Consider the following 12,350-nt stretch of genomic DNA (forward strand, 5'->3'; position numbering starts at 1 on the left):
CGTTTCCAGTTCCGCCCGCAGCCCTTTTGTGCCGCCTGCCCTCGCTCGAACGCCTGCTCTGCCTCCGCCAGTTGCCGGTGGAGCGTGTCGCGCGGCGTCCAGTTCCCCCTGCAGCCCCGAGTGGAGAAAGAGCCACCGTGCGTGACATCGTTGGCACGATGGCGATGATGATTGAAAACGCGGAGCATCATCGCGGGGCCAGAGAGCAATACCGCGCCGACGCCATCGATCGGCGGATACGGATATGGGTCACATCCAGCCGAATGGCTCACCCTCAGTAACTACAGCATTCTGGTGTTCGCGGCGTGCGTACCTGTCGCCTTGCATCATGACCTTCTGGCTTTCCTGCAGCGATTTGAAGCCTTCCCCACACACATCCAATATGTACCGTAACGCCCACATTTGCAATTTGCACCGGCACTGCCAGCCACTAACTACAGCAAATTCATTATGTTACGGCCTCCGGAGTCGAAATGAATTACAGAAGCCATTAAAATAATGGGAATCGATAACAAATAAATTGTGATAACAATTATTCATTAGTGTCAGTCATCCTGCTGGAATTGAGCTTGAATCATGATCACTTAATATTTAAGTCGTTTCACGTACGCATAAAGAATCGCAATTAATGATTTCGATCTAGACAATGACAGAAATGCCCCCAAATTTCCAGACAGACTTCTTCTTGGTCTAACCATTCGGTCACTCAGGTTTCACTCAATACCAGATTGATAAATGGCGCGGCATGGATGTGTTCGCACCGTCTTATACGTATATCGTGTCCGATTTGGCCCGCATTTCATGCTTATTTTCAATCTCAAAATTACATTTCGGCACTTAATGAAATGTTAATAACTATACATCCAAATAGACGTATTAAACGGCACACATATATTGATATACGGATCTTTCAATACGATATTCTTACGTAATAATGGCATCGAAAAGATCACGATGTTTCACGTCCACATTGAATCTCTTTGGTTGTATTTAATAAACTCTAATTATCAATCGAAAGAGTCAATTTTTTGGAAAAAAGTATCTTTTTACTTATTAAATTTAAATCACTCGCATCGCTTAGCAGAGAGTCAGATTACCTTCAGCAAGGATTCCATAAGCTCGCGTCCGACCGGATCGCGCCAAGCCTCGACCGCCTCGTCGTAAGCCTCATCGACATGCCGCCCATTTGCCTTGTTGACGCTTATCCTGGATTGATCTCAGCCCCCGCTTTGGCGTGCGCTCCCATTCGTCCCGCCGCCATCCAGAGTCGGTCGCTGCTCTCACCCCGCCCGCGGCACCGATCAACGTCGCACGTCTCGGCTGCGCCATAAGAGATAACTCCCACCTTGCCCCAGCCCAGACACTCAACCTAGCCGCCCTCTTCAGGGTGCTTATCCCTGCGCCCCCTTCGGCATGCAATCGTGTCCTCTCTGTGACAGAGGGCAGGACAATGGGATTAGATCGGCCTCCCACTTTCGGCTGGGCCCCCTAGTGCTTCTGGCGACTGTCTCGTTAGTGCTTGATCGCCGAATAATGCACTGCGCAAAGACGACGACACGGCACGCGATAACGCGTGAAGAAGCGAGCTCTGACATGGCCGGGAAGGACTGGGCGCCTCGGCGACGGTCGCGAGACAGAACGAATAAACGAGAAATATATGCATGAAGGCGGTTCGCGCCGCCGCAGCGCAAAGCGTTGCAGCGGCGCCGGCCTTGGACGGGAAGCACAGGGTGTAGCTGGTGACGATCCGGCGGCGCCTTGATATCTGGTTGATTTCAGTGCGGACAAGTTCCGGTGGACTGGATGAGCGCGTTGCGCTGCGACGAAGCCATCCGGCTCGCCGGATGACGGCCATCCCCTCGTTTCATCGCATCGACGCCGGCAAGGATATGCCGCCGCCAAGGGGGACGTTTCGTTTGTAGCAGCATCGCAATCCGGGGGAGACACAAAACGTGAATGCACCTCAGCAGAGCCGCAAGCGATTGCGGACCACGCTTAAGACCACAGCAGTCCTGTTCGCACTGTTCGCTCGCGAACATTGCGCCGCAGAGGCCACCAGGCCGACGGCGCCGCACGCCCACCCGGCACCCAGGGCGGAACAGCTAACGCTCGCAAACGAGAAGGACCGCCTTAGGGAGCGCATATTCGCCCTGGCCGAAGGCGGCTCGCCCAAGTTGGCCCTGGAACAGGCCGCCACACGCCCGGACGTATTTGCGCCTCGCGACCTCCTGCTACTGGAGCATCTTGTGGTTGCCCAGCAAATCAGGTGGGCCCGGCAGCAAGCCAGTGCTTCCAATGACCCCGATCGGCTGGCTCCGGCCGACAGCGCGCTGGCCGCGGCCGATGCGCTGCTAGCCCGGATTCCCGCAGACGACGAATACAGCGGGGTGAGGCGCGCGGTCCAGGCCGACCGCCTCACCGCGCTATCGGTACGTGGGCGCATGAAGGAAGCAACGGCACTCTACGAGCAGATTTCGCGGGCACCTGAGCCGATGCCGGCTTCCGTCTATGTCGCCGCAGGCGATGCCTACGCCTATCTCGACAAGCCCGACCTCGCAGCCGCCGCCTATGAACAGGCCTTGCAGACGGGGGTCGAGCCGCTAAGGGAGACCACCGAGCCCTATGCGCTATCGCTGCCGGACGTGCAGGAAAGCTTGTTCTTTGCCTACCTGGACCAGGGGCACTACGAAGCGGCGCGCGAGCTGGTCACCATGATGGCACGCAACACGCCGGCGCATAACGAGCTGTCAGAAGACGCCGACAAGACCAATCCGGAGTACGGCCGCGTCAAGAAGCTGCAGGCTCAATACCTGCTCTACACCAATCACGTGGAAGAGGGCCTGCAGGCGCTCGAGACCCTGCGCAAGGCGGCCCCGTTCGATCCTTCCTTCCTGACCGCCCGCGCGGACGGCTCCCTGGTACTGGAGCGCCCCTACGCCTCGCAGAGCATCTACCGTCAGGCGCAAGCCGACCACCCCGGCGACATCGAGAGCCTCGTGGGCATCGGCAAGACCGCACTGCAACTGCATCAGTACGACCAGGCCAAGGCGGTCGCGACAGTCTTCGACGGCAATTTTCCCGACAACAACAGCGTCAAGAATTTCCAGCGCGAGTACCGCGTCTACGAGCGTCCACAACTGATCATCGACGCCATTGGCGAGCGCGGCAACGCGGCGCTGGCGGATCATGCCTGGGGCGTTGACACACGCCTCTACTCGTCACCGATGGCCGATTACTGGCGTGTCTTCGCGCACCAATACTCGGGACGCGCCGACACCGGCGATGGCCAGAGCGTCAGCCGCATACGCAATGGCCTGGGCGGCGATTTCCGGCGCGACGGATGGGAAGCCGCTGCCGAGGTGCATCAGTCCACCGGTGGCCACGGCAAGACCGGCGGCACCGGCACGCTTGCCTTCCAGCCCAACGATCACTGGCGTTTTGGCGCCGGCGTCGATTCCGACGACAACGCGCTGCCGTGGAAAGCCTACCAGGCTGGCATCACCGGCCGCGCCGCCACGGCATCGGCCCGCTATTCGCAGGACGATGCCCGTTACTTCAACGTGATGTATGGCGCATCGCGCTACAGCGACACCAATTTTCACCAGCAGTGGCAGGGCACCTGGTACGAACGGCTGATGAACCAGCCACGCCACCAGGTCTCGATCTGGCTCGACGTGGGCTCCAGCAGCAACACCCTTGATGGCACTGCTTACTTCAATCCGCGGCGCGACTACGTCGCGCAACTGCGCTCGATGTATCAGTGGACGCCGTGGCGCTATGCGGAGAAGTTGTTCGCCCAGCGCGTATATGTCACTGCGGGCGGCTACAAGCAGGACGGCTTTGGCGACAGCATGCTGTGGGAGGCTCGCCTCGAACAGTTCTGGCAGCTTGGCCGCAAGGCTTCCCTCACCTACGGCATTGGCGTCGGCAGCAGGCGCTACGACTCGAATCGCGAAACGACCAAGCTGATCTACCTCAATCTCAACGTTCCCCTATAGGTCATCATGAACAAGCTTAATCGTCGAAAATTCATCGGGCTCGCCGGCGCGCTGTCGGTGAGCCACAGCGCGCACGCCGGCTACGGCCTGTCCTTGCTGCCGCCACCAGATCGCGACGATGGGCTGACTTTCCGCGTACTTGCGTTCCACGATATCCGCGACGACCTGCGTGCCGATGTGGGAACGGTGGCGGACACGTGCGCCATCAGCACCGCAACGCTCAACAATATCTTCGCCTGGCTCAAGGGCAATGACTTCCACCCGGTCAGCGTCGACCAGATCATCGCATCGCGCAACGGCGGACCGCGGCTGCCGCCGCGCGCCGTGCTGCTGACCTTCGACGACGCCTACAGGAGCCAGTACACCAAGGCTTTTCCCCTGCTGCGGCAGTACAACTATCCCGGCCTGGTGGCCGTGGTGTCGCGCTGGACCAGTACACCGCAAGATGAGCCGGTTCGCATCAGCCATAAGTCGGTGATGGCGCCTGGTTACTTCATGAGCTGGGACAACCTGCGCGAAATGGCCGAGTCCGGGCTCGTGGAAATCGCTTCGCACACGCACGATATGCACCATGGCGCGGTCGCAAATCCCCAGGGCAATGAACTTCCTGCGGCGAGCGCGCACATGTATTTTGCCGCCCTGAAGCGCTACGAAACCGAGCAGGAATACGAAAGCCGGGTCGGTGGAGACCTGAAGACGTGCTCCGAACTGATCCAGGCCAACACCGGCGTCAAGGTGCGCTCGATGGTCTGGCCCTATGGCATGTACAACGCGGCGCTGATCGGCGCATCGCACAAGCTTGGCATGAACGTCCACTTCACCCTCGACGACGGACCTAATACTCCCGAGGTGCCCCTGACCAAGGTCAGGCGCCTGCTGGTTTCCTACGACTGGGATGCCGGCGTCATGATGGGCCAGTTCCGCCAGCAATCGGCCTATCGCGGCGACAACCGGCCGGTCGAACGCGTGGTCAATGTCTCGCTCGACGACGTGTATGATCCCAATCCCGATCGCCAGGAAGCCAGGCTGTCGCGCCTCATCGACCGGATCAAGGATCTCGAGCCAAAATCGGTCTATCTGCAAGCCTATTACGATCCCGACGGCAGCGGCACCGCCCAGGCGCTGTACTTTCCCAATCGGCATATGCCCGTGCGTGCCGACCTGTTCTCGCGCACGGCGTGGCAACTGATTACCCGCGCCGGGGTACAGGTCTATGCGGCGCTACCTGTGCTTGCCTACAATCTGCCCACGGGCCATCCGGCCTCTGCGCGGCTGGTAACGGTGCTGCCGGGCGCACCGCTTACCCCCTTTGATCCGCGACAGCGGCAACGGCTCAGCCCCTTCGACCCGCTCGCTCGAGGCGTGATCCGCGATATCTACTACGACCTGGCCAGGTACACCAGCCTGAACGGCATCGTGTTCGGCGAGGACGCCAGCCTGAGCGATGTCGAGGATGCCAGCGAAGCCGCGCTTTCCGCCTATGCCGACTGGGGTCTGCCTCGCGATCTCGCAACAATCCGCGCCAACCCCGATCTGCTGCAGCGATGGTCGGGCGCCAAACTCCAGTACCTGATCGACTTCACACGTCAACTCGCGGACGTAGTCAAGGACTACCAGGGCGGCGGCAATGTGCTGACCGTGCGCAGCCTGCCCGCCAACGCGGTGTTGCACCCTGACGCGAGCATGCGACTGGCCCAGGACATTGATGCCTTCTCCGTGCAGTACGACTTCATCAACCTGATGGCTTACGCCGATGCCGACGGCGGTCCGCCATCCACGCCCTGGCTGGAGAGCCTGGCACGTGCCGTGGCCGCGCATCCAGGCGCGCTGCCGAAGACCATCTTCGCCCTGAAGACACTCGACGGCCGTACCCAGGCCCCGATCGCCAGCACCGCGCTACGCGAGCAGATGCAGCGCTTGCGCATGGCTGGCGTCAAACATCTCGGCTACCGCCCTGACCAGTTCATGGTGAACCAGCCTGACCTGGCGGTGCTGCGGGATGTCATGTCCATGCAGAACCTGGTTCGGCCGCGCAACGGCATGAAAGTCTAGACCAAGAGCAAATATAAATTAGGTGGGAGGACATCATGAAGAACGCGGCAAGCGTGATCTCGAATTTCGTCTTTTACTATCCATTGTTCATGTCGTACTTGTGGATGACCGGTGGCCTCCTTCACTACTTCCTCATCGAGAGAAAGGAACGCCATAAGAAGCGGGCTGACGTGGTGCTCGATTGCCCCAAGGTCTCGGTGATCGTGCCCTGCTTCAACGAGGAAGATAATGTGCGCGAGGTGATCGCGAACCTGGCTAACCTGCGCTATCCAAACTACAACATCATCGCTGTCAATGACGGTAGCCGCGATGCCACCGGAGACATCCTGAACGAACTGATCGATCAGTACCCGCAATTGCTGGTGATCCACCAGAACAACAACGAGGGCAAGGCCATTGGGCTGACCACCGCGGCCATGCTGACCGATGCCGAGTACCTGCTGTGTATCGACGGTGACTCGCTGCTGGACCCGGAGGCCATCGGCTGGATGCTGCGCCACTTCCTGCGCGACGCGGGAGTAGGCGCCGTCACCGGCAACCCGCGCATTCGCACCCGGACCTCGCTGCTGGGCCGCATGCAAGTCGGCGAATTCTCGTCCATCGTGGGCCTGATCAAACGGACCCAGGAAATGTACGGCCGCTTGCTTACCGTTTCGGGTGTGATCTGCATGTTCCGCAAAAGTGCGCTGCGTAACGTGGGCTACTGGAGCCCAGACATGCTGACCGAAGACATCGATATCAGCTGGAAGCTGCAGGTCAATGGCTGGCGCCTGCATTTCGAGCCGCGCGCCCTCAGCTGGATCCTGATGCCCGAGACGATCAGGGGCCTGTTCAAGCAGCGCCTGCGCTGGGCCCGGGGTGGTATCCAGGTGTTGCAGAAGTATGCGGCACCCATCATCACCAAGAGTAAGCCGATGATGTGGCCGATCTTCCTCGAGTATTCGATCAGTGTGATCTGGGCCTACTGCATGCTTTTCACCCTGGTGATGACGGCCGCGACCGCCTTGTTCGAGCTACCCGAGGCATGGCGCTTCGCGGGCATGCCTCGCGGCGCGGGTGTCTTTCTCTTTCTGACCTGCTGCGTGCAGATCCTGGTTGGCTGCGTCATAGATCGCCCCTACGACACCAAGCTGCTGCGCTACTTTCTAGACACGATCTGGTACCCGGTCGCGTTCTGGACCATCAGCATGGTCGCTTCGGTGATCGCCCTGCCCGGCGTGCTGTTTCATCAGCGCCGCACCCGGGCAAGGTGGACCAGCCCCGACCGAGGCATCCGCGAGGAGCCCACGCCGCCAAGGTCACCCGCGCCGGCATCCCACTATGTCGGGCAATTTGAAGAGCATTCTTGAGGAGGAGTGAGAAATGAAAGACCCAATCATCGACGCGTCCAGCGCCACCTTGCAACAATATCTGCAGCATCATGCACGGGGCAAGGCGGTTCGCCGCTATCTCTGGTACCGCGTGGTGCGCCCCTTGCTCGTCGCAGCGATCTGGGCAGCGGCGGCGTTCTACATCTACTGGTGTGTGGCTTCTGCTGGCAGCACTGAGTTCTCGCTAAGGGAAGTCATGCCCGATGTGTTGATCATCTTCGCCATGAGCATGACGCTGACGTTTTGGACACTGGCGCGCCGCCTCGACGAGCGAGTGTCGGGTTCCAAGCGGCCTGCCCGCGCAGCGCCGATATCATCCCTCGACCTGGCCCGGGATGTGGTGCTCTCGGTGGGCACCGGTCGCAGCCTGATGGCCTTTCACGATGAAGATGGGCTGATTTCGCACGTTGCACCATTGCACGAGCTGGCTTGACCAGCAGCGGAGCATCGGCCTCGCGCGGGCGGCTCACCGGCCGTCGCGCGAGGCCTTTTTAAAACAGCTTTATTCTTTTTCGGGGCATTTTCATGTGTGGCATTGTCGGCGCTGTTGCTCAACGTAATGTGACACCGGTCCTGCTGGAAGGATTGCGGCGTCTGGAATATCGCGGCTACGATTCCTGCGGCCTTGCCGTGCTGCAGGATGGTGAGCCACGACGGGTGCGCAGCGTGGCGCGCGTGGCGAACCTTGCTGAGCAGGTGGATCAAACGCTGCTGGAAGGTACCGTCGGCATCGCTCACACGAGGTGGGCGACGCACGGCGCGCCGCTCACACGAAATGCCCATCCGATCTTCTCCAGTGGCGAGATCGCTCTGGTGCACAACGGCATCATCGAAAATCACGAAGCCCTGCGCGAGCAACTGAGGGAATGTGGCTACGATTTCGAATCGCAGACCGACACAGAGGTGATCGCGCATTTGGTGCACCACTGTTTTCACCACGACGGCGGTGGGGACCTGTGCAAGGCGGTGCAGCTAGCGCTCCAGCAGTTGCACGGTGCCTATGCCATTGCCGTGTTCACGCGCGAGCAGCCGGACCTCGTGATCGGCGCCCGCTCCGGATCGCCGCTCGTGGTAGGCCTGGGAAGCGATGGTACTTACCTCGCTTCAGACACCATGGCACTGGCTGGAAGCGCAGGGCGCTTTATCTACCTCGAAGAGGGTGACCTGGTATCGCTGGCGCGCGGTGGGGTCTCGATCATCGACCGTAATGGCAATCCTGCCTTCCGCGAGATACGCGAGTTGGAGGCGAACGCAGCCGCGGCCGACCTCGGCCCGTACCAGCACTACATGCAAAAGGAGATCTTTGAGCAGCCAGCCGTCATCGCTGATGCGACTGAATACATCGAGGAGTTCTCACCGGCGCTGTTCGGTGCACAGGCGGCTGACGCATTCGCCGACATTGATTCGGTGCTGATCCTGGCCTGCGGCACCAGCTACCATGCCGGCCTGACCGCCAAATACTGGCTGGAGTCGATCGCGCGGATGCAAACCAGCGTGGAGATCGCCAGCGAATACCGCTATCGCGATTCCGTGCCGAATCCCCATACGCTCGTGCTAGTGATATCGCAGTCGGGCGAGACCGCAGACACACTGGCTGCCCTTAAGCACGCGCAAGCCCTTGGTCATCGCCATACACTGGCGATATGCAATGTGTCCGGCAGCGCCATCATGCGCCAGGCCAACCTGCACTTTCTGACCCGGGCCGGCGCCGAGATCGGTGTTGCCTCCACCAAGGCCTTCACCACCCAGTTGGTGGCGTTGTTCGTGTTGACGGCGACGCTGGCCAGGCAGCGCGGCCTGCTGCCTGCTCTGCAGGAGGCCCTGATACTCGAACAGTTGCGCCAACTGCCGGCAGCGCTGAACCGCGTGCTGGCGCTCGAGCCACAGATCGTTGCCTGGGCAGAATCGCTGTCGCGCAAGGAGAACGCGCTTTTTCTCGGGCGTGGAATACATTACCCAATCGCGCTCGAAGGCGCGCTGAAGCTGAAGGAAATCTCATATATCCACGCCGAAGCCTATGCTGCGGGCGAACTCAAGCACGGGCCGCTCGCGTTGGTGACCGACCAAATGCCGGTGGTAACAGTCGCGCCCAACGACACCCTGCTGGAGAAGCTTAAGTCCAACTTGCAGGAAGTACGGGCGCGCGGCGGGGAGCTCTACGTCTTTTCCGATGCCGGTAGTATGATCAGCAGCGCGCGTGGGCTGCACGTCATCCGCATGCCCGAGCACTACGGGATGCTGTCGCCGATCCTGCATGTGGTGCCTCTGCAGTTGCTGGCTTATCACACCGCGTGCGCGCGCGACACCGATGTGGACAAGCCCCGCAATCTCGCCAAGTCAGTCACGGTGGAGTGACGATGCGACCGTTCTCCATGATGCGCGGCGCCACGCTGCTGCTTGCCGGTGTACTGCTGTGGGCGCCGGCGGGCGCGCGCAACGACAGCCGCAGCAGTGGTGGCCGCACTGACGGGCAGGGAGCGCCTCCCAAGGCCCGCCCAGATGTCGATCAGCGCGCCTATATGCACGGCATTGGCGCAGCGACCGGCCCGGGGGATATCACCTACGTGTTCTTCAGCAGCTCCGGCCTGCCACCGCGCGGGCCGGACCGCAATCGCAACTGGTCGCATGACATCTACGTTGCCGAATGGAAGCCGGAACAGGCCAATCTCGGCAAGCCCCGGTTGCTTATAGCGCAGAAGGAAGCGCAGGAGCCGGTCTCGGTGGCGCAGAGTGCCGGTGGCCGCATCATGCTGACCTTCGAGGATGGTGCGAATACGGCCAACAGTGTCAGCCAGCGCTATCGCGTGTATGGCGCGGACCTGCAGCCGCAGCAGGCGAAATCGATCGACGTCTGGTCGGGGGGGCACTCCGGCCATGTCGCGGCAGTGGGGGATACGTTTGTGGTGTTCTACTCGGACGACTGGATCGACGGGGGCGGCGTGGATAACCTGGGCACCGGAAACGGTGTCTACCTCAAGACTTATGACGTCAAGGGGCAGTTGCTACGCAGCACCGATGTGGCGCGCGACAAGCGGGAGTGGTGGCCATTGATCGCCGGCTCGAAGGAGATAGCCTTGCTCGCTTGGCAGGAGTTCATTCCCGGCGAGAAGCACGCCAGGCTGAAGACGGCAATCTATCGGCCAGACGACTCGGCATTGACCGGCACTCAGGTGCTGAACGAGAAACTAAAGTACTACACGTATGGCACGGCCTATGTGCCGGCACTGAACAGCTTCCTGGTGGTCGGCACCAGCGATGGTGGCATGGGTTTCGCGCATTTGCTGGATACCGCCGGCAAAGTCACTGCCTCATTGCCTTGCATGCCGGCAAGTGTGCGCGAGGCCGGCATCACGGTCGTCGGCGACATGGCGTACACGCCCGGACAGGATGGCCGCCTGCTTCACCTCAAACTGTCCGCCGAGACGATTGCATTGCGCGGCAGCCAGCCATCCCCGATCCAATGGACCTATCAGGGCAGCCTCGGGCTGGTGCGCTCCCCATCGGTACTGCACTGGGTTTCACTGACGCCAGGGGGCCTGCGGGAGGCAAACTTTGACTTAAGCCAAGCCGTGCCGCCTTCGCCGGCCGACCTATGTCGATGAGGAACCCACGAAGACAGCGCAGACAGTCCCCGAGCCGACGGTGACGATGGCCCTCGCACAGTCGCTTCCGACTCCGGTGGAAGCCGCGTTGGTGGCATCTGACTTCACGGTCGAGGAGGATTCGGTTATGGCAATGGCGCAGATGATGTTGAACGCATTCGGAGCCCTTTATGCTATCGAGAGGCCGCAGCCGCACAATGCGTTGACAGACTGCCGGGCTCTGATTGCGGTATTGATGACACGCAGCGGTTCAGAGAAGCGGAGCAGCGCGCGACGGGGCGCTTGATGTGGAATGCCTGGGTGCCCGCCCCTTGATCGGGTTCGGCCACGGCCGCGAGTTCGAACGCGGCACAGGAAGAACTAGGTCGAGGTCCCTTACTGTCGCCTCACTTGGTCTAGCCCGAGTGCGGCACACATGATAGATGCGGTAATGCTCGCCACGCCACTAACGGATGGGACTTCTGGCGGATAGCTGTGGATGCAGCAACGGTTTAGTCTTATCGCACCAATATAAAGGGGGAGCTCCATGTCAATCTCACATACTGCCCGCCTGCCGGCCGTTGCGCGCCTTGTATTTACCGTCATGTCGGCAGCGCTCGCGTTTGGCACGCAAGCTCAATCGTCGCCCGAGACATCGCCTACGCTGCCGCAGGCCGCTACCTCGTTGCCGGAGGCCGCGACCAAGCCGGTGGAGATGGCACCGACGCAGGCGGTGGCATCGACCCAGCAACCTCACGCCGTGACTATGCTGCCGGAGATAGCAACCCCGGCCATGGCAATGCCACAAGCCGCAGACCCGCAGGCCTCAATTACACAAGCGCAGGCGGCAAAGCCGGAACCGCTGCTTGTCATCGTGCAGCCGGAGGCGGCGGCGTCGCAGGCGCAGCGGGCAGTCATGCGACCGCAGGCCTCGGGACCGCAACTGATGGCGCCGCGAACTGTGGGCAATGTCACCTATATCTGCGGCGGCACAGGCGTCGAGGAGCAGGACCACTTGAGCAATCTCGAACAGCAATACAACCTCGGCGTCATCTTCACAGAGGGTCCTCGAGGCGACTTACTGGCGGGAGTCGATGTCCGGCTGCGGCGGCATGGCAGAGTGCTGGCGGCGTTCCAAGCCACCGGTCCGCGCTGCCTGTTCAAGGTGCCGCCCGCCGATTATCGGGTGGAGGCCACCTACAAGCAACGAACGCAATATGTGATCTTTGAAACCGGATCCCTGGGAACCGGCATGCGCTGGTAGCAATGACCTGCGGCTGGCCCGCCTGGACAAGAAGTCGGGCGATTTCGGTAAGGACCGCGCAAATCCCCTCCGATGGGGTATCCGT

General features: G+C 60.9%; 7 protein-coding genes. All 7 read left to right on the plus strand.

Annotated elements, in window-relative coordinates:
• Positions 1-1,952 precede the first annotated feature (1,952 nt).
• The 7 genes from pgaA to AC1DN0_RS26675 all read left to right on the plus strand — a co-directional run bounded on the left by pgaA (position 1,953) and on the right by AC1DN0_RS26675 (position 12,265).
• Positions 1,953-3,998 carry a poly-beta-1,6 N-acetyl-D-glucosamine export porin PgaA gene (gene pgaA, locus AC1DN0_RS26645; protein WP_441632647.1) on the plus strand — a complete coding sequence of 682 codons (2,046 nt, stop codon included), beginning with the start codon at positions 1,953-1,955 and terminating at the stop codon, positions 3,996-3,998.
• 6 nt (positions 3,999-4,004) lie between these two features.
• Positions 4,005-6,050 (plus strand): poly-beta-1,6-N-acetyl-D-glucosamine N-deacetylase PgaB, encoded by a 2,046-nt coding sequence (pgaB, locus tag AC1DN0_RS26650; protein WP_441632649.1) that lies wholly within the window; start codon positions 4,005-4,007, stop codon positions 6,048-6,050.
• A 35-nt stretch (positions 6,051-6,085) separates the two neighbouring features.
• Positions 6,086-7,399 (plus strand): poly-beta-1,6-N-acetyl-D-glucosamine synthase, encoded by a 1,314-nt coding sequence (gene pgaC, locus AC1DN0_RS26655; RefSeq protein WP_441632651.1) that lies wholly within the window; start codon positions 6,086-6,088, stop codon positions 7,397-7,399.
• 13 nt (positions 7,400-7,412) lie between these two features.
• Complete coding sequence (locus AC1DN0_RS26660; RefSeq protein ID WP_441632653.1) at positions 7,413-7,853, plus strand: hypothetical protein; 441 nt, start codon at positions 7,413-7,415, stop codon at positions 7,851-7,853.
• A 92-nt stretch (positions 7,854-7,945) separates the two neighbouring features.
• Positions 7,946-9,775, plus strand: a complete 1,830-nt coding sequence (gene glmS, locus AC1DN0_RS26665; RefSeq protein WP_441632655.1) for a glutamine--fructose-6-phosphate transaminase (isomerizing) — start codon at positions 7,946-7,948, stop codon at positions 9,773-9,775.
• Positions 9,776-9,777: 2 nt separating this feature from the next.
• Complete coding sequence (locus AC1DN0_RS26670; RefSeq protein WP_441632657.1) at positions 9,778-11,022, plus strand: hypothetical protein; 1,245 nt, start codon at positions 9,778-9,780, stop codon at positions 11,020-11,022.
• A 526-nt stretch (positions 11,023-11,548) separates the two neighbouring features.
• Positions 11,549-12,265: a hypothetical protein gene (locus AC1DN0_RS26675; RefSeq protein WP_441632659.1), complete on the plus strand. Its 717-nt coding sequence runs from the start codon at positions 11,549-11,551 to the stop codon at positions 12,263-12,265.
• Positions 12,266-12,350 lie beyond the last annotated feature (85 nt).

This window comes from Cupriavidus sp. 05N39, assembly GCF_056397325.1.

Coding starts and splice junctions, on each gene's coding strand:
- pgaB (WP_441632649.1), top strand. CDS start 4,005: ATGAACAAGCTTAATCGTCGAAAATTCATCGGGCTCGCCGGCGCGCTG.
- pgaC (WP_441632651.1), top strand. CDS start 6,086: ATGAAGAACGCGGCAAGCGTGATCTCGAATTTCGTCTTTTACTATCCA.
- AC1DN0_RS26660 (WP_441632653.1), top strand. CDS start 7,413: ATGAAAGACCCAATCATCGACGCGTCCAGCGCCACCTTGCAACAATAT.
- glmS (WP_441632655.1), top strand. CDS start 7,946: ATGTGTGGCATTGTCGGCGCTGTTGCTCAACGTAATGTGACACCGGTC.
- AC1DN0_RS26670 (WP_441632657.1), top strand. CDS start 9,778: ATGCGACCGTTCTCCATGATGCGCGGCGCCACGCTGCTGCTTGCCGGT.
- AC1DN0_RS26675 (WP_441632659.1), top strand. CDS start 11,549: ATGTCAATCTCACATACTGCCCGCCTGCCGGCCGTTGCGCGCCTTGTA.